The organism is Rhodococcus sp. SJ-2 (genome assembly GCF_053750035.1).
In genome coordinates, this window is the sequence record NZ_JBSMJG010000002.1 from 1 (window position 1) to 19,795 (window position 19,795).

The 19,795-nt window shown below is 66.9% G+C and carries 6 protein-coding genes and 2 pseudogenes; 2 read left to right on the forward strand and 6 right to left on the reverse strand.

Annotation, left to right across the window (positions count from 1 at the left end; translation table 11 throughout):
• From ACSYG9_RS27095 to ACSYG9_RS27115, 5 genes and pseudogenes are all read right to left on the reverse strand, one after another.
• Positions 1–528 (reverse strand): annotated as a pseudogene (locus ACSYG9_RS27095) (Fic/DOC family protein); the annotation flags it as partial.
• Between the two features lies 1 nt (position 529).
• A complete protein-coding gene (locus ACSYG9_RS27100; RefSeq protein ID WP_064061716.1) occupies positions 530–718 on the reverse strand; it encodes a hypothetical protein in 189 nt (62 codons plus the stop codon).
• Between the two features lie 84 nt (positions 719–802).
• Complete coding sequence (locus tag ACSYG9_RS27105; protein ID WP_432793416.1) at positions 803–9,898, reverse strand: helicase-related protein; 9,096 nt, start codon at positions 9,896–9,898, stop codon at positions 803–805.
• 95 nt (positions 9,899–9,993) lie between these two features.
• The gene (locus ACSYG9_RS27110; RefSeq protein ID WP_220667247.1) at positions 9,994–10,623 is read right to left on the reverse strand and encodes a hypothetical protein; all 630 of its coding nucleotides are present in this window, start codon (positions 10,621–10,623) and stop codon (positions 9,994–9,996) included.
• A gap of 2,257 nt (positions 10,624–12,880) precedes the next feature.
• A complete protein-coding gene (locus ACSYG9_RS27115; RefSeq protein WP_019287437.1) occupies positions 12,881–13,138 on the reverse strand; it encodes a hypothetical protein in 258 nt (85 codons plus the stop codon).
• Between the two features lie 737 nt (positions 13,139–13,875).
• Here ACSYG9_RS27115 and ACSYG9_RS27120 point away from each other — a divergent pair.
• Together ACSYG9_RS27120 and ACSYG9_RS27125 are read left to right on the forward strand one after the other, a co-directional pair.
• Positions 13,876–14,373 (forward strand): hypothetical protein, encoded by a 498-nt coding sequence (locus tag ACSYG9_RS27120; RefSeq protein WP_454843056.1) that lies wholly within the window; start codon positions 13,876–13,878, stop codon positions 14,371–14,373.
• Between the two features lie 405 nt (positions 14,374–14,778).
• Positions 14,779–17,793 (forward strand): Tn3 family transposase, encoded by a 3,015-nt coding sequence (locus ACSYG9_RS27125; RefSeq protein WP_220667012.1) that lies wholly within the window; start codon positions 14,779–14,781, stop codon positions 17,791–17,793.
• A gap of 395 nt (positions 17,794–18,188) precedes the next feature.
• Here the strand turns inward: ACSYG9_RS27125 and ACSYG9_RS27130 are convergent.
• Positions 18,189–19,710, reverse strand: a pseudogene (locus ACSYG9_RS27130) (acyl-CoA synthetase).
• Positions 19,711–19,795: the final 85 nt, after the last annotated feature.

A 19,795-nucleotide genomic window follows, 5' to 3' on the forward strand; every position in this document is an offset into this window, starting at 1 on the left:
GTTTATCCGCAGCCACACTGTGGCCAGTTCTCCGATGAAGTCGCTGCGGGCAAGTCCGCGCAAATTGTCTTTAACAGCGATGCGGTCGAGAACGACTTTAGCGGCCTGAGGGACTTCGCGGGCCTTGAAATACTTGTGCGGAATTTCGGTGACGTGGTTTTGCCCGTTGCGGATGGCGGCGACGTCCGGCCCCCACTTGACCATCGGCCAGTCCTGCGGGGCAGTGCGTAGTTGCCCGGCCCAAGGGTAGACGTCCTGAAACAGCTGGTAGTGAGTGCGCTGGAAGTGAGCCAGGTCGTAGCGGCCCGGAAGGGGTCGTTCGGTCAGTTCCCGCATTCGCTGGTAAGACGCGATGCCTTCGGCGCGGTGCACGGTCTGGGCGTCCGGGAAGCCGTGCGGCCACCGGTCTGATTGCAGGACCAGGTTCTTCATCACGGCGCGGCTGATGTCGGGCATCTCGTCCGGGGTCCATTCGATCGTGTCGGGAATGAAGTAGTCCAGCCACTCTTGTGAATATCGCGGGGTCATTTCAGTCGATCTCGTAGCCGGCTTCGCGGGCGAGTATTTTGCTGATCTCTTCGAAGGTCTTGGTTCCCCGGATCAGATCGACCAACAGTTCCTTGTCGCCGTCGCTCATCTGGCGACCTTCGATCGCCATGATCGGTTCCATGTCGGCAATATCTGCGCGGGCTTCAGCTTCGGTGATGTGCGGGTCCACGGTGCCTTCCCTGGGGTGTGCGGTGATGGGGCAGGACCGGGATCGGTCCCGCCCCATCTGTGGTGTCGAGTGTGACGGTCGTGGTCAGACGGCGCGACCGTCGTCGTAGCCGCCCTCGTAACCGGCCTCGTACTGCCGCATCGGGTCGGTGTACTGCGGGCGCTCCGTCCCGGTGCGCGGATCGACGGGACGTAGCGGTCGAATGTCACTGGCCGCCCTCAATCCCTCTTCGAGGGTCTCGTCGAGCACATAGGTGCCCTCGGTGGCTGTCACCGCGTCGGTCGGTTCCACCACGGCATCTATCGGTTGGATAACCGCCTCGGTCGGCTCGACGACAGCATTGACTTTCTCGGAGATCTTCCCAGGAGTCACTTCGTCAACCATGCTGGCGGTCCCGGTGACCGCTGTGACGTCGAGGCTGTCACGGCGGGCGAAGCCGGCCCGGTGGATGGCTTCGCGGCCGATGTTCTGCTCGGCGGCGAACTTCTCGACCGCCCGTGCAGCGATACCGAATGCTTCGCTGCGGGTGTTCACGGCGTCACGTTCGACGTTGCCGCCCCCGTCCCAGACTTCGAGGTGCCATTGCCGATCGTCCCAGCGCACTCGCGCACCGGGCCGGCCGCTGCCCGAGTCGAAGCCGTACTCCCAGATCGCTTCGGTGTCGTCGAGGGCCACCCACGGATCGGCCTTGCGGTTCTGTTCGCGCATCTCGGCGCCGCCCCGCCATGCTTGCCGGGCTGCGGCCATGCGCTCGGGTACCGAGACGATGAGCTCGGCCTTGCTCATGTTCCGGTGTTCGGCCCAGGCATCGGTCGGGTTCAGATCCAGAGTCCACTGCGGGTACTGCCCGTCCGCAGCCCGGCGCTGCTGGTCTTCGCGGGCACGGCGCAGTGCTTCGGGAGAGTTCTCGCGGGCGTTGACTTCGAGCCGCAGTTCCTCGGCCCGCAGCTTCGCGGTCTCGAGTTCGGCCGTGTGGGTGAAGTCGAGTTCCGGTTCGGCCTCGGCCTCGGCGAGTCGGCGACGGTTGTGTTCGATCCGCGACTCGATGGTGGTGGGGTGCCGGTCGGCGCGGTCGGCGATCTTGCGGATCGTGGACAGCATTCCCTGTGCTCCGGTGGAGCGTTCGAGGACGTTGAAGAACCGATCCCGCTCGTACCAGGCGGTTTCCTCACCGACGGTGACGGAGAACTGGCCGAGGGTCTGGCTGTAGCCCAGAGTCAGTGGCACCCCGCCGATGACACCGAAGACCTGCTCGTCGCTGCTGCGGGTCACCTCGTCTTTGAGCCGGATCAACGACCCTCGCAGGGCATCGGCCAGCTCCGCGGTCTGTGAGTCGGGGATCGTCCCGTCGGGGAAGGCCCACATCTTCCGGGCACGGTCCTCGACGGCGCTCCAGGCTGCGAGCTTGCCGGCGACCTCCCGGACCTCGGGCAGCCGTTTCTCGTCGGCGGTGATGGACCGGCTCAGTGCCCGGATCGCAGCGTTGCGGGCCGCGTTGGCACCCCGCACCGCATCGCGGCGGGCTTCGAGTTCGGCGACCTTCTGGTCGGCTTCGACCTGTTCGACGAAGACCGGATCACCGGTGGCGGCGGCCTTGCTCTGCGCCCAGGAGACCGTCAGGTCCCCGCCGAGGTCTTCCATCGTGGGCGGCACATCGGCCTTGCGGATCATCGCCACGAAGTTCGATTTGCGTGCCACGTACTGGTACATCATCGCGTCGTAGGAGCGGCGGGCGACCATGTTGACCACGCTGACGGTCTCGTGGACGTTGCCCTGGCGGATGATGCGGCCGAGGCGTTGTTCCATGTCCGCAGCCGTCCACGCCGGGTCGAGGTTGATCATCTGCTTGAGTGCCCGTTGGACGTTCAGGCCGGTGCCGCCCTTCTTGGTGGAGGTGATCAGCACCCTGATCCGCCCGTCGGCGCAGGCTTGCACCAGGCGGGCCTTGGCCTTGGGGTTGTCGTAGTCGTGCATGAACGCGATCTGCTCGGGTTTCATGCCTCGGGCCACCAGGGCGTCGCGCAGCTCGGTGTAGAGATTGCGGGTCTTGGGGCCGGCACCGGCTTTGGGGGTGCCGCGGTCGCAGAACACCAGCTGGAACACCCCGGTCATCTCGGGGCCGTACTTGTCGGCCGGGATGCGCAGGTCGGCGTGGTCGCGGTGGACCTGCCAGATCAGGTCGGCGGCGTGTTCGACCCGGCTGTGCTGCGGGTCCGGTGCGCCCAGGTTCGCCAGCGCGGGGTACATCGTCAGGTTCCGCCCGTCGGTGGCGATCTTGAGGCTGTTGTCCAGGTCCATCCGATCGCCCTGGATCTGGGACATGCGCACATCGAGGTCGGCCATCGCGTCGATCGCGTCCTGGCCCATGTCGAATTCCACGATCTTCGGGGATCCGCCGTCGAGGACGGGCAGGCGCACCGGGATCCGGTCGGAGGTCACCACGTCGCGGAACTGGTCGAGCATCGCCACCAACTGCGGCACGTTGGCGTATTCGGCCATGCGGGTTTTCATCTGGATGCGGGTGGCGGTGGTGTTCATCTCCGGCACCGACACCGGCTTGGCGAAGGTGCCCGCCCAGTTGTCGATCCGTCCCAGGCCGGCATTGTGCAGCAGGTCCGGGCGCAGGTACTTGGTCATCACCCAGATTTCCGACAGGGAGTTGCTGATCGGGGTGCCGGTGGCGAACGCGATCGCCTTGGCCGGCGCGTGCGCCATGCCCTGCTCGGCGCCCAGGGCGCGGGCCTTCTCCCGCAGGTACTTGGCCTTCATCTCCAGGTCGGTGGACCGCTGGGAGCCATTGGTGACCGCCAGATCGGCGCTGTTGGAGGGGCGGGTGAGGTTCTTGTAGTCGTGCGCCTCGTCGATGAACAGGAAGTCGGCCCCGGACTGTTCGAAGGTCAGTCCCTCGTCGGTGGCCTTGGCCGCGATGATCTTCTCGATACGTCCCTCGGCGTTTTTGATCGCCTGCTCGATCTGCTTGACCGTGAACTCCGCGCCCTGGCTGTTGGCGGCGTCGAGGGCTTCGCGCAGCTCACCGAGTTCGCCTTCGAGGTACTCGATCTGTGCTTCGCGGCGCATGGGGATGCGGCTGAACACACTCTGCGGCACGATCACCAGGTCCCAGTCCCCGACGGCGGTCTGTCCGACGAAGCGTTGCCGGTCGTCGCGCCCGTCGAGGTCGGCGGCGACGAGGATGTTCGCGTTCGGGTAGGCGTCGCGGGCCTCGACCGCCCACTGCCCGAGCAGATGGTTCGGGACCACGATCCACGGCTGGCGGATCTGCCCGAGCCGTGTGGCTTCCATGCACGAGGCGGTGATCGTCAAGGTCTTGCCGGCTCCGACGACGTGGTCGAGCAGGATCGTCTCGTCGTGCAGGAACCGCTGCACGGCGGCGGCCTGATAGTCGTACGGCACGTATTTGGGGTTCATGCCGGGAAACGCCTTGCCGGTCGCGTCGTGGACGGGTTTGACGTAGGAGTTGTAGCGCTCGTTGAAGGTCCGGGCCAGGCGCACATAGCGGTCGCCGTCCTCCCACAGCCATTTTTCGAACCGCTCCTGCAGGGCTGCGGCCGAGGCTTGGGCCTGCTCGGTGAGCTTGACGTGGAACCGCGGCTTCGGGGAGCGTTCGAGCTCGTCGCCGGTCTTGTTGACCTGGATCGGCTTGTTGTTGGCGAGCAGCTCGACCATCTTCACGCCCGGCAGCCGGGCACTGCCGTACTTGTCCGGGTAGCCACCGGAGAATTCGTGGCGGCTTTTCTGATCGGTTTTGATCTGCCAGCTTCCGCTGACCTGATCGTGTTCGACGGTCAGCCGGTCCGGGCGCAGCCCGAACTCCTCGACCAGGAACGCGCGGTAGTCCTCGATCGGCACCCAGGTCGCGCCGATGCGCACCCCGATCTCGGCGGGATCCACATCCGGCGGCACCACCTCGGTCAGCGCCTCCACCAGCGGCGCGTAGCGAGGATCGTCGCCGGCTGTGATCGTCGCCCGCGCCAGCTTGTCGCGCACCTGCCCGGACAGGGCCACGGTGGCCAATTCCCACCGGTCGGCGTCGTGCAGAGACGGATAGATCTTCCCCTGAGCCTGCTCGAGCGCGTCCTCGACGGACACCTTCAGCAGCTCGGCGACTCGCTGCGGCGAGATGTGCCCGAGCTCGTCGAAGCTGATCGCCAACGCTTCGTCGACGTCGGCGGCGCTGGCGGCCTTGTCCTTGAACGGGGTGGTGTCCTCGGTGAAGATCGCCGTCTTGGTCGCCACCGCATCGCTACCGTCGAAGCGCGACTGGAAGTTCTCGATGGCCAGCACCATGCCCAGGCGTGGATCCCGGGCGATCGCGCCTTGCAGATGCGCAGAATAGCGGCGCGGTTGCGGCTGCGCCGATGCCTGCTCGTACAGCTCCTCGTACACCTCGTCGGGGATCGACCCGGTATACGGGCCGGCCTCGGCCGGATCGAGACCATCAGCGAGCGCGTCCTCGCGGCCGGTCTTGATCCGCCACTCGGCGATCGCCTTGTCGAGGCGGGCGGCGATCTTGTCTTCCGACAGCGGGGTCGGTTCGGTGAGCTTGAAGCGGTTCAGCGGCCCCCATGTGCCGACGTAGCGGTCGTAGAGGCCGCCCAGGCGGGCGCGGATGACGTCGCGGTCGGCGACGGTGGCGGTGCGCGAGCGGCTGGCCTCGGCCAGCTCCATCACCGTCTCACCCAGAGCGATGAGGACCTTCCACTGCTCGGCCAGGTCCTTGCCGCGGCAGCCGGCCTCCGCCCAGCCGCGACCGAGGGTGAACTGCTCGAAGCGATCCTCGGCCTCGTTGAAGCGCATCGCACCGGGCAGCACCTCGTGGGAATCGAGGTCGGCTCCGGTGCGCAGCCCCGGCGTGGTGAACGCTTCGACCTGCGCCGGAGCGGGGGCCGGGGCGGTGAATCCGAGTCCGCGACCGAGGGCCTGGTCGATGATCGGGTCGAGCTGCTCGCGCAGCTGCGTCGCCAGCGGCTTTGTGGTGGTGGGGACAACGCGCAGCGACGACCCGGCGTACATGCCGTTGCCCACCGTCAGGGTGCCCAGCACCCGCTGCGGGTACTTCTTGAAGTATGGGTTGATCCAGGTGTGGGCGGCTTCGCCGGTCTTGGCGTCGATCGCTTCGACCTGGACGGCGGGCTGTGCCCATTCGAGAGTGTCCTCGGTGGGGGTGGCACCGTCGTCGCGGCGGCGGAACACCAGCACGTCGGTGACCACGTCGGTGCCGGCCTGCCGGTCGAATGCCCCGGTGGGCAGGCGCACCGCCCCGATCAGATCTCCCTTGGCGACGATCGCGGCGCGTTCTTCGGCGCGGCGGGCATCGGAGGTGAACATCGAGGTGACCACCGCGACGTAGCCACCGGGAACGGTCAACGCCAGCGATTTGGCGATGAAGTGGTTGTGGATGGACAGACCGTCCGCGTTGTGGATCGGGTCGACGGGTGCGAACTTGCCGAACGGGACGTTGCCGATAGCGCCGGTGAAGGTGTTCTCGGGGGCGAAGTTGCGCTCGAAGCCGTGGTTGCGGATCTGCTGCGAGGGATACAGGTAGTGCGCGATCTTCGCGCTGATCGGCTCGATCTCGACGCCGACCATGCGCACCGACTGAGGTGCGGTGCCGACGAAGTGGCCGGCCCCGCAGCCCGGCTCGAGCACCACGGCACCGTCGGGCAACCCCGCCCGCGCCGCCGCCCGCCACAGTTCCGCCACCACCGCAGGGTCGGTGTAGTGCGCGTTCAGGGTGGTCTGACGGGCCTGAGCGAAGCCCTTGTCCCCGAGCAGGTCGAGCAGTTCGTCGTGCTCGGTACCCCACTGGTGGCGAATCTTCGTCCGGTTGTCGAAGACCTCCGGGATCGCACCCCAGCCGGACCACTGCGCCAGCACCGCCTGCTCGTCGGCGGTGGCCGGTCGCTGCTGCTGGTCGAGGTGCTGCACCAGACGCAGAGCGGCGATGTTCGCCCGTGCCCGGGCCTTCGCCCCGCTGGGGACGAGCACCTCGGTTCCGAGGGCGAAGTCCTGCACCGCCGCGGCTGGGGCGGCAGGGCGGGCCACCGCGGCGTCGGCACCGTGTTCGGCGGCCGGCGCGCTTTCCTCGAGGCCGGTCTCCGCGACCATCTCGGGCGCGGTCGGCTGGTCCGCGGCCGCGGTGGCCGGTAGCTCGCTGCTGGCTGCGGCGGTGTACTTGGCGGCGGCGGTGCGGGAAACCCAGATGTGTGCGCCGGATTTCTTACGGACACGCACCAGCTGGCGCTTGTCCCGCCACAGGGGACTCGACAGCGCCTCGCCGTACTCGGTCTCGGGAACAACCAGCTCGTCGGTGTCCACAGGCCGGGTCCTGGGCGCCGCCTCATCGGTCGAGGCGGCAGCCTCCGGCTCGACGGTCGCCGCCGGAGGGGTCGCGGCGGGCGCGGCAGGTTCTTCCTGCTCCAGAACCGGCTCGGGGGCCGGATCGGTGATCGGCCTGGCGTGGCCGACCATCAGGTGTTCGGTGAGCACCCACGAGGTTGCGGACGTCTCGAGGGCAGGGTCGGTGACGGTCGGGGTCGACGGCTCGGTGGGAGCGGGGTCGACCTCGTCGAAGATCACCGCGCCTGCGTCGTCGATCGCAGGCGCTACGACTCGGGGGGACGGCGGTTCGGCCTCCTCGCGCTGCGGTTCTGCTCCCGCGTCGACATCGGCCTCGGCCTGTGGGCCGATCTCGGCGGTGTTCTGCGGGTCGAGCTGCTCGCCGTCGTGTTCGGCGGCGAGCACGGTGCGGGCTTCGGCGATCGCGTCCCGCAGGGTCAGCTCGGGTCGGGGCCGGCCGTCGACGGTGGTGATGCGTTCTTTGCTGCCCGGTGTCCGCCCCAAGCGGATCGTCACGTGCCGGCCGTCCGGGTCGCCGATGACCACATCTCCGGCCCCGGCGAAGGTCAGATCGGCCGGGGTGAGGCTGTAGAGGTCGTCCCCGGCTGCCCGAAGCTCGCGCAGAACCTTCGGGTCCACATCGTGATCGAGGGTCCAGTCCAGGTCGATGCCGTAGCGGTCGAGCAGGACGGTTTCGGCGGGGAAGTCGCTGCGCAGCTGGTCGATGATGCCGCGCCGCACATCCTTGATCAGTGCGTGGTCGGCAACCGCGGAACCGGATTGGCTGTAGCGCCACAGCAGGTCCGCATGGGCGGCAGCGTGGTAGAACTCGTTGTTGCGGGCGTAGGCGATCGCCCTGGTCAGCACGGTGGCGCGGGCCTGGGCGTAGGGCCGGTAGGCCCGCTCGATCCACTCCGGGAGCGCGATGTTGCGGGCTTCGAGCAGCGCACCGATTGCCGCCCGTGCGTTGCGGCCGCAGGTTACGGAGCTGCTATCGCCGCCGAGGGTGTAGTCCCAGCCCCGCATCGGGAAGTAGGCGACCTTGCTGTTCGGGCGGTCCTTCAACGTCAGGGCGCAGTAGGCCGCCCCGTCCTGGAACTGGGCGGACAGCTCCGACGGGTCGGGTGCGGGCAGGTTCGGGATGATGTTCCCGCGCATCTCCGCAGCGAGACGCTCGGTGGGAATGTCCGCGGTGGCGGCGATCAGATCGGGGCGCTCTTCGGCCATGACCTCGAAGGCGGTCTCGATACCGATCTCGATGATCGGGGTGCGCGGGTACATCGGCAGCCCGACCCACGATCCGAGCAGCGGGTCCCGTCTGGCGTGCATGGTCATCCATGCCGTCCACTGCGCGGCGGTGTCCTGATCCCAGGTCAGCTCGGGACCGTGCACACGTTCCCATTCGGTGTAGGCCCGCTCGTACAGCTCGTCCGGCAACCGGTGCTCGAGCAGTACCTTCGCTGCGGCCTGGCGCAGCGGGGGCGCTTCGCGGGCGGCCTCGGCGATCAGGCTCTTGACCTCGGAACGGGTCACGGCCGGCAGGTAGTCCGGGCGCCGGCCTTCGACCTGGGCGATCAGCCGAGGATCGACGGCGACCTCGGCGATCAGAGCCTGCCGTTCGCCAGCAGTGGCCTCGCGACGTGCCTGCTCGACACCGGCGAACCACTGGTGGCGGATCTCATCGCGGCCCGTGCGGCTGCGCACCTTGCCGATCGCGGCGGCGACCTGCGGATCGGTGTCCGGCTGCGGCAGCGTCAGCGGATCGGCCGGGTCATAGGCGGCGCGGCCTCGTGCCCACCACTGATCGACCTCGACCGTGGCGGCCTGGTCGATCCCGTCCTGCACTGCGGCGACGTGCTCGCCGCGCTGCTCGGCGGTGGCCGGTTCGGCCGGCTCCTGGGTGTCGAGTACAGCCTGGGTGGTGTCGAGGAAGTCCTCGGTGAACGGACGCTCGACGTCGGCGCGGGCCTCGACGATCGCGTCGGCGACCTCGGTGGTGACCGGATGCTGTGTCGGCTCGCCGGTGCGGGCCTGCCAGTACGCCTCGGCAGCGCGGTGCCCGAGTTCGCCCCAGCGTTTCGGGTCGGACAGCATCACTCGGCACACCAGGAACTGCTCGTCGGTGAGCGAGTCGCGATCGGCCATCAGATCCGCGAGGGCGACCTGGGCTTTGACCGTGAAATGCCCGTCGGCCCACGACAGGAACTGCGCTGCGGTGTTGACCTGCGGGTTGGCGGCAGTGTCGGCGTCGGTGTCCGGTTCGGCGAGGCGTTCGAGCACCCGGCGCTCGACGTCGGCCAGGGGGTCGATCCGCGGTCGCGGCCGCGGCTGCTCGACCTGCGGTTCTTCGTCCTGGGATGTCTCGGCAGCGGCTGGGGCAGGTGGTGTGGCCGGCTCGGCCGGTGTCGCGGCCGGGATGAACATCGGCCCTGCGGGACGGTCGGTGAACTGGGCGTTGGGCAGGTTGCCGGCGAGCATCGCCGCGATCAGATCGTGGGCTTGGCCTTTGGTGATGTCGTCGTCGAGGACGAACGGCACGTTCGTCTCCGCGGCCAGGCGCTCGAGGGTGCGCAACTGCCGCTCGGTTGCGGGATGCTCCCGCCAGGCCGGTTGTGCGGCGGCGACCTCGCGCACCGTCTGCTTGGGGACGGCCTCCGGGTCGATGCCCCAGGTGTGCAGCTCGGTGCGCAGCTGGTTTTCCTGCGCCCGCAGCTCACGCCAGCGTCCCCGCAGACGGTCGAGCCGTTCGGTCAGCGTGGTGACATGCTCGCTATTGGCCTCGATGCCACGCTCGAGACCACGTTCCTGCGCAGTCGCCAAGGCTCGATGCGCCGACTTGAGTGCACGTGCGACTGCCTTACCTTGTTTGCGCAGGTCAACCAGATCATCGCGGGTCTGCGCCCACTGTGCCTGGATCAGAACGGCAGATCCGGGTCCTCCGGCGGGTTGCGCCGCATCTCGTCCTCGATCAGCTCCGTCAGCTCCTCGGTCAGCCGGTCGCGGGAGGTCGCCGGCACCGGCTGGTTGTCCTCGATCCGCTGTGCGATCAGAGCTTCCGCCAGCGACAGGAACCATCCCGGCTTCGACACCCACACCCGCTCCACGACCCGCACCGCGGTCGGGTTCGGCCTGACGTTCTGCGTCCGCCACCGGTCGGGGTCCTGCGCTACCCGAGCCGCTTCCCAGTCCTTCTCGGCTTCCTGCTCGGCCCACTGCTCGAACTGCTCCCAGTCCTGTCGGATCTCGGGGGTCACCTGCGGATACAGTTCGTTCTCGAGCACCATCTCCCGTGCTGCCCGCCACGCCGTTTCCTTCGCGCGGACCGCGTCCTGGTACGTCGCGTCCGATGCCGGCGGGTTCGCCTGCTCGAACTGTTCGGCCGCGTCCTCGGTCAGCTGCTGCAGGCGCAGGGCCTGCCGGTCGATCCGTTCCTGCTCGGTCGCCGGATCGACGCCTAGCCACTCGGCCAGAATCCGCCTGGTCTCGGCCGCGATCGTCAGGTCGATCCCCTCGACCTGTGTCGTGAATTCCTCGCTCTGCGCCATTGCCCTGCCCTCCCTGATCCTCGGAACCGAATGCACCCTGCTGGGCGTTTTCGTCTGCCACGCGACCTCCTCGACTGCGCCCTTTCGGGCGTAGCGCCCTTCTCATCCGCAGGACTGTCGGGGATATTACAATAGTAATAGGAGAATCCGTTGCGGGGGAAAGCTCGGCTTCTCCAAGACTTATGCGGCCTTTCTGTTGGACGACGTCGCAGCAAGCGCTTCTGTGACGACCAGGCGCGCCGACCGGTAGTCCGCATGGCCATTGGCCCTGGCAGGAAATCGTCCGTATCGCATCCGAGCGCTTGCGTCCAGGGGGAGGGCCAGATTCGATGGGGGAGTCCTAGGGACGCCGTGCTTCTTACCGCGGCGGCTTCTCCACTCAAGTTCTTCGAGCCACCACCGATGCAGTTCACGGTCGACAAGGTGCCGATGAGCTCTCTGTGCTGCCACGCCTCTAACTCCGAGCGCGGCAGCCGCTCGGTCCATCTGTTGCGAATTTCTTGAAGTCGACAACTCCGGAAGCAGCCCCTTCTCATAGAGTTTTCCTACGATCCGGGACACTGTGCTCCGGGTGTAGCCGGTAAAGGACACAACCCAGGAAATCATGTCATTTCCGAGGGAAGCGGAAGTTGAGGTTTCCCCGAACTTGAGAACTGCCCAGTGGACACGAGCACCTGCACCACCGAGCCCTGCTCCATTCGACCAGACATCATGAGTGTGGTGATCCAACAGTTCTAGGGATAACCCCGAACAGGAGCCGGGGGCGGGTTCCCCTTGTGTTGCAGTAGAACACCGAATGTTCAGCTCCCAGGTGGAGGCTCGAGTCCCTGCTCCTGCTCGGACTCTGAAAATCCAGCCTTCCTGTGCAAGCACTCGCAGGCGTCGAGACACCGTGGAGGCATCAACGGCGGCTGCTTCGGCCAATCGGCGTACGTCTATGTCCAGCGTCCGCGTGCGGGCCGTACGGGCCAGGACGACTAGGGCATGCAGGATTCGTTCGTCGCTCGCTCCGCCGGCGCGTGCCCAACGGGTCGGGTCTGTTGTAATAGCGGCTTCGATTTGGTCGAGCTCGTCATCGATAACTTCGCGTTCGGTGACACTGGGCGGAGTAAACCGAGCGGCGGTATCGAGGGCGCGCCGCCACTGGCGGGCCGTCTCATCTCGTCCCCGGTCACGGTCTTCGCGTAAGCGGACAAGACCCGGGGCTGAACCGACAACTGCTTCGACATCTGCGAGGGTATGACCAGCTTTCGCCATCCCGAGCAGGATGCTGTGTGCGAGGGCCGATCTGTCGGTGCCTGGAGGGGGAGTCGTAGACAGAAGAGCGCTAGTTCGGGCGGTAAGTGGTCGGCGCGGGCGATCGAGATGCGGTCCGGCCTGGTCCTTGACAATGCGGACCATCTGAAGACGGGGGTCTCGCACATGAGATTCGGCGTGAGGATGCTGGGCGAGAAGCCATTGCACCACTTCGGGAGAAGCACCTGCATCCATGCGCACCAACGTGTCGAGCAGTGCTTTCCCACGAAGATGGGGGAGGGAACAGCCACCGTGACGATGGGGAGCGCCCGGAGGTCGCACCGCGCCAGTGGCGGAGTTGGTGAGCGGGGACGGATCGAGACTTGGGTAGTGCTGGCGTAATACGTGCGCTAGTCGGCGCACACTATCCGCAGAAGTGCCCGGTTCGGCGAGCCGGACCCATATGTGCTGGCCCTTTGTGGGACCGGAGACTGTCCGCAGATGTGCGACTCCCAGGTCATCGAGCACATTGCACAGGCGATCTGCATCACTGACGGCAGTCTCAGTACCGTGCCGACTGCTATCGAAGTCGAACGCGAGTAGCTGGAATCGTCGCTGTGTATCAGTGAGGTGAATAGCCCACGGCACGGCCGGTGCGGTCGCAGGCATCGCTGATGTGGCCAGGTAGTCATGCGTTTGCTGCACGTCGAGACGTACTCGGGATCGCGGTGACCATTTACGAGTACACACCTCGAACAAGCGCTCTATGAGACGCAGGTCACTTATCTGTGACGTGTTCGAACCGCAGCATTTAGTGGTTGTACTTAAATCGCTGGCGACACGCGGTGATTTGATTGAACCTTCTTCAGGGTGTGCGATACCCTGAGACCACTCAGGCAAGAGTGTCCCTTCGGGGAGGTAGAGGAACAAGAAGTTGGCGCTTCTCCTCTACGTGACTTATTTCGAAGCCCCTGGCCGGCACGCCGGGGGTTTCGTTTTTGTATAGGCCTGCTCTACGCGGTCAGGCGCTTCGTTGGATCTGGGTGTCCTCCTCTTCCTGCAGCCCTGCGGCGGTCAGGTCGGCGACTGTCGTCCCCATAGCGTCCGCAACGATCTCCATTAGCAGCGTGTTGGCGTTGAGCCCACGCCGTTCCGCTTCGGTATGAAGGAACCGACGCACGCTTGGGTGCACACGAAGGTTCATCTGCACAGGCGTATACGGCAGCGCGGGGCGGCCCACTCTGCGGCGACGGACACAATCGGACATGCCGACGATCATGACAGTTCGTCTTGTTCTTTCACTCTAGACACGCCGGACTTGCAGAAATTTTCTGCTACCTACGAAGTAGAGAGTTAGGTGCACGAGCTAAGCGTGCGCGGGCAGTGATCTTGCCATCGGACGCCGAAGCGACGGGAAACCGTCGAGTGGATGCTATGACAGTGCGTCATTGATACCAGATTCCACATCGAGGATTGCTGCGTATACCCGTCGCACGACAGCCTGTGTAGAACAGGTCCCAAGCGACATCACCGCAAGCCTGCGAGATTCCCTCGCAGCGAGAGTCCCGCAAATCTAGAGATAACAGCAAAGGCGCAGGTCACAGGATTGCCGATAACCTTCGTTATGTTAACTAGCAACGTTTCGGTGTTGCATGCGATGACCGATCCGCCTGTCCGTTCGTCGATATTCAGCGCGACGGCCGGTCCGACCCAGCCGCGGCCATGACTCCGCGAAGCCATCAGCGAGGGCGGCTTGAGCCACCGGTCCGATCACCGCGCATCCGCCGGCACTGAGGCGCAGCGACACGCGAATGCCGTGTCCGTTGCAGCAACGCCACACTGCCGAGGGCAACCGCGCCCATGCGCCACCATTGTCGTCCGACAGTGCGTTGGGCGGCGCGAATGGAGCGCGTCCCCGGCGGGTTCCTACGGCCCACCGGCCGCCACCACCCCATTCATTTTTGATGAATAATCGGGGTTATCCATCAATTTTGCAGCGGGAAGCCGCGGAGGCCGGTGCCAATCGCCGATGCCGGTATGGAGACCGTCGCTGCGGCCGACGCCACTTTCCACACCGCGCTGCTCGCCCGTGGTTATCGGCTGGTGACCGGCAACCACTACGAGGCACCCTCCGGAAATGACACTCCCTTGTCCGGGGATCTACTGGTTCCCGGCACCGGCGGTCACCGTCTCGAACGCATCGAATACGCCCGGGTGCGGCTTCGACGCCATCCCCACCTGACCCTCGCGCTCGCCTCCGATTCGGGTGCGGGTGCAGGCCCCCGACCACAGTCCCCAGGCCGCCCCGGCTTGGGGCTGGGAGCCCCGGCCATCCTCATTCGAGAGGAACCTCCGACCTCGCACGCTGTCCGCAACCCACTGTGCATGCGTGGCTCGCAATGCGTGCACGCATTGCGCCCATCGGCGACGACAGGGGGTTGTGTAGTCCAAGATCCGGGCGCTTATGCGGTCACCCTGTCATGCCTACTACAACTCACGACGGGAATAGCCTGAGGCTGGGTTGCGTTGCCGCTGGCTGGATCAGGTGCGTTTTCGTGTCCCCCGGGCTCAACCCTTTGCCTTCATGGAGTTCCGTTCGGCTGGAGCCGTGCTGCGCCTTTCGCCGAGAGGCGACCGAAGGCATCCGATCCTTCTTCGTCCACTCCGCGCCGGCATGCTGCGACGGCGTGGCCCTACCCACCTGCCTCGCGCAGCATTCGGCTGCCTCAGTAGAACCGGGCGGCCCGCGGACACCATTGACAGCACCGCGTCGAAAAGTCCCCGGGACCCAGCCCGCTGCTGCACATGCATGGACGGCGCCATACGGGGTCCCGGTAGTAATCGCCGAATTTCGGGCGGATTCGGCTGGGTAGGCTTCTGAGCTGCGGGGTTTCAGGTCCGGGCTGGGAGGTTGGTGGGTTGGCGACTCGGGTGTTCGCGGAGGAGGAACTCAAGGCGCTGCGACGGTTCCCGGAGATCTCCAGGGAGGAGTTGTTCCGGTTCTTCACGCTGACTCCGGCGGATGTGGCGTTCGTCGACCCGGGGCGTGGCCGCGGCCGGGCCGACCGGCTGGGGCTGGCGGTGGCGATGTGTTCACTGCCGTGGCTGGGGTTCGTGCCCGACGACGTCGCGTCCGCGCCGCGGGCGGCGGTGGCGCGTCTGGCCGAGCAGCTTCGGGTGAACCCGGACGTGATCGGCGCGTACGGCCGTAGGGCGAAAACCCGGACGGAGCATCTGCGGTTGGCGGCTCGCTATCTGGGATGGCGGGCCCCGACGTCGTTGGAACTCAAGGAACTCGACGAGTTTCTGTTGGCGCGGGCGCTCGAACACGACTCGCCGACGCTGCTGTTCCGGCTCGCCTGCGAATACCTGATCTCGGCGCGGGTGATCCGCCCCGGACCGGTGACGGTCGTCGAACGCGTCGCCCACGCCCGCGAAGAAGCCCGCAGGGAAACGTACGACCGGCTCGCCCACCTGCTCACCGAGCAGCGGCGGGCCGGGCTGGACGCGCTGCTCGAGGTCGACCCCGAGATCGGGATGACCCGGTTGCGGTGGCTGGGCACCGGACCGGTGGAGGCCTCCCCGGCGGCGGTCAAGGCCGAGGTCGCGAAGCTGGAGTTCCTCCGCACACTCGGCGCGGACAGCCTGGATTTGTCGATGCTGCCGGCCGAGCGGCGCCGGTTTCTGGCCACGCTGGGCCGACGCCTGACAGGACAGGCACTGTCGCGGCGTGGGCCGCAGCGCCGCTATCCGATCCTGTTGACCCTGCTGACGCAGTCGGTGACCGAGGTCCTCGACGAGGTCGTGCAACTGTTCGACCAGGCGATCTCGGCGCGCGAGTCGAAGTCGGCGTTCAAGATGCGCGACGCGCTGGCGGAGCGTGCGCGAGCCGGGGAGGACCGGCAAGCCCTGCTCGATGCGATCTTGGCGATCGCCGCCGACCCCGACGTCGCCGACGAGAACGTGGGTGCGTTGATCCGCGGCGAGACGATCGGCTGGGAACGGCTGCGCGCCGCCCAATCGACCGCGCCGCCGCGGCTGCCGCGCGATCACGGCCACCTCGCGGCTCTCGACGGCTCCTACGGGTATCTGCGCCAGTTCACCCCGCACGTGATCGCGGCGGTGCCGTTCGCCGGCGGCACCGCCGCGGCCGAACTGGTTGAGGCGGTGGGGATCCTGCGGGAACTCAACGCGACCGGTGCCCGCAAGGTCCCCGCCGGCGCCCCGACCGGCTTCGTCCCCGCCCGCTGGCGCGGCTATCTCGATGCCGCTACGAAGGCGGGTGATCACACCGGGTATCGGCACTATTGGGAGCTGTGCACGCTGCTCGCGTTGCGCGACGGGCTGCGCAGCGGGGACGTGTTCGTGCCGGGCTCGCGCCGCTACGCCGACCCTGCCGCCTACCTGCTCACCCCGGACTCGTGGCGCGATCAGCGGGCCGAGTACTGCCGTCTGGTCGGCAAACCCGCCGATCCTGCTGCCGCGTTGGGCCAGCTCGAGGCCGAGTTGACCGAGGCGCTCGGCGAGCTCGAGCGGGTGCTCGCCGAGGCCGGCGGGCCGGTGCGGCTCGACGCGGCCGGCGAGTTGGTGATCTCCCCGCTCACCGCGGAGGACCTGCCGGTGGAGGTGGCCGACCTCAAGGCCGAGCTGACCGAGATGCTGCCGTTCGCGCCGATCGTGTCACTGCTGATCGAGCTGGACACACGCACCGGATTCCTGGACTGCTTCACCCACGCCGGCGGCAAACAGGCCCGCCCCGGGGAGGTGAAACGCAACCTCATCGCGGTGCTGCTGGCGTATGCGACGAACCTCGGCCTGACCCGGATGGCTGGCGCCTGCGGCATCTCCTATGACGTGCTGTCCTGGACCAGCGAATGGTATGTACGGGAGGAGACGCTGCGGGCGGCGAACCTGACCCTGATCGACCACCACCACACGCTGCCGCTGGCCGCGGTGTTCGGCACCGGCACCCTGTCCTCGAGCGATGGGCAACGGTTCCCGACCCGCGGCAAATCGGTCACCGCCCGGGCACTCAGCCGCTACTTCGCCAGCGAGGGCCTGTCGACATACACGCACGTGACCGATCAGCACGCCACCTACGGCACGAAGATCATCGTCGCCACCCGGCGCGAGGCCCACTATGTGCTCGACGAGATCCTCGGCAACGCCGCCGACATCCCGATCACCGAACACGCCACCGACACCCACGGGGTCACCCTCGTCAATTTTGCGCTGTTCGACCTGCTCGGCCTGCAGCTCTCCCCGCGGATCCGGGATCTGGGCAAGATCACCCTGTACCGGACGGGGTCGAAAACCGCGGTGCAGGCGGAATTTCCGCTCGCCGGCCCGCTGCTGACGCGGCGGGCGAACCTCGAGTTGATCGCCGCACACTGGGATGACCTGCTGCGTTTGGCAGGGTCGCTGAAGTTCGGGCACGCCACCGCCTCCCTGCTGGTCGGCAAACTCTCCGCCTCCAGCCGGCAGAACACCCTCGCCGCGGCGCTGAAAGAGTACGGGGCGCTACGGCGCACGGTCTACGCCGCCCGCTACCTGACCGATGCGGCGTATCGCCGCCGGATCGCCCGGCAACTGAACAAGGGCGAATCGTTGCACGCGCTCAAACGCGACCTGCTCTACGCCCACGAGGGCACCATCGGCGCCCGGCACCTGCAGCAACAAACCGAACAGGCCTGGTGTCTGACGCTGGTCACCAACGCCGTCGTCGCGTGGACCACCGAGTACTACGGGCTCGCCGTCGACTCGATGCGCGCCGTCGGCCGGCGGATCGATGACGAAGTCCTCGCCCACATCTCCCCGGCGCACAGCGAGAACATCAACTTCTTCGGCTCCATCGACCTCGACATCGACGCCGAACTCGCCGCGCTCGGTCCCACCGGCTACCGACCGCTACGAGTGAGCGACACCCTCTTCTGAGTGGTCCCCAGGCGGAGCGGACGGGTCGGATGATCGCCGTGTCGGTTGCGAGCGGCGCGATGTCGCTGCGTGAACGAGCCACGCTCGTAGCCGTGACTTCTGGGGGCGTATCACCTCGGCGCTGCCCGATTGCCGATTTTGCCGCGACCACGAACCTCACCCGGACTGTGACTTTCAGTCTCGTTGGCAGGATCCTCGGGGAGGCAGGGTGCGGAGCGTTGCCGGAACCGGGAATGGTGTAGCGGTTGTTGTGGCCCGGACTTGATCGTCCTCGTCGCAGACGCGCCCCAGCCTGCTGGGTCGTCCGGGCTGGGGCGTTGGGAGTCTTCGGCATCGCGATGTGCTCCCGGGGGTCTTCCGCAGTGGTGCCGTGCCAGTGTCCCTTCTTGGTTCGGTCATGCCGTGCGCAGTTCGCGCTTGAGTAGCTTGCCGCTCTGGTTCCGTGGCAGCGTCTCGACGAACCGGATGGCTTTGGGCACCTTGAATGGCGCGAGCCGTTGTTTGACGTGGTCGATCAGCTCACCCTCGGTGACGGCCTGCCCGTCCTTGAGCACCACGACGGCGGTGACGGCTTCGATCCACTTCTCGTCCGGGGTTCCGATCACCGCGACCTCGGCCACCGCGGCGTGCGTGTAGAGGGCGTCTTCGACCTCCCGCGAGGCGACGAGAATGCCACCGGTGTTGATGACGTCCTTGATACGGTCGACGACGGTGATGTACCCCTCGGCGTCCCGTGTGACAAGGTCGCCGGAATGGAACCACCCGTCGCGAAACGCCTCCTCGGTGGCTTCCGGGTTGTCCCAGTAGCCCAGGCACAGTTGCGGCGACCGGTACAGCACCTCACCGGGTTCACCCTCGGGCACGTCGTTGCCCTCGTCGTCGACCACGCGGGTTTCGACGAACAGGATCGCCTTGCCGCACGACGACGGCCGCTCCTGATGTTCCTCGGGGCGCAGAACGCATGCGAGCGGCCCGATCTCGGATTGCCCGAAGCAGTTGTAGAACTGCAGATCCGGGTAGCGCTCGCGCAACCGGTTCAGCACCGTCACCGGCATGATCGATGCCCCGTACTGGGCCTTTCGCAGCGACGACAGGTCACGGGTGTCCAGGTCCGGGTGGTTCGCGAGCGGCACCCATACCGTCGGTGCAAGGAACAACGATCCGATGTGCTCGGCCTCGACGAGCCGCAGAATCTCCGGGATATCAGGAGCGGGCAGCAGCGTGATCGTCGCACCCACCGCGAGGTACGGAAGCATAAACACGTGCATGCCGGCCGAGTGATACAGCGGCATGCAGATCAACGGGTTGTCGTCCGCCGCGAGATCGAGAGCCACGATCGACGAGGTGTACTCGAACACCAGGGCACGATGGGTCATCATGGCGCCCTTGGGCTTCGATGTCGTCCCCGAGGTGTAGAGGAGCTGGACGAGTTCGGTGTCGGTCACGTCGAGTTCGAGCGTGGGCACCTCGCCGGTTGTGGCGATCGCCTGTAACGAGTCGTCGGTGTCGCGGAGCGGGAGCACGACCTCGGCGGGCACATCGGCGCGTACCTGATCGACGTTGCCTTGCAGGGCGGGGTCGACGAGCACCGCACGGGCGCCGGACTGCGCGAGCAGATAGCTCAGTTCCTCGCCGCGCAGCGCGTAGTTGATCGGCACGTGCACCAGGCCGGCGCGGGCCGCGGCGAGGTAGCCGATGACGTAGGCGTCGGAGTTGGTGCCGTATGCCGCGACGCGATCGCCCTGGTGCAGGCCGAATGAGCGCAGCCGCGCGGCCGCGCGGGTGACCGCGTCGTCGAGTTCGCGGTAGGTGAGGGTGCGGTCGCCGAACCGCAGGGCGGTGCGGTGGGGGAAGCCGGGCGGCGCTGCGGTGCAGCACGCCGTCGACGGTGTTCACCCGCGGGTTCGAGGTAGTCATGGCGCTCTCACTTTTCGGTCATTCGGATTGGTCACGATGCTGTGGGATCGGTTGCTGCGGACCCGAGTCGAAGCAGGTATTGCGC

Bases quoted from the DNA above. Each gene is read 5' to 3' on its own strand.
- ACSYG9_RS27110 (WP_220667247.1), bottom strand. From the start codon at position 10,623: ATGGCGCAGAGCGAGGAATTCACGACACAGGTCGAGGGGATCGACCTG.
- ACSYG9_RS27115 (WP_019287437.1), bottom strand. From the start codon at position 13,138: ATGATCGTCGGCATGTCCGATTGTGTCCGTCGCCGCAGAGTGGGCCGC.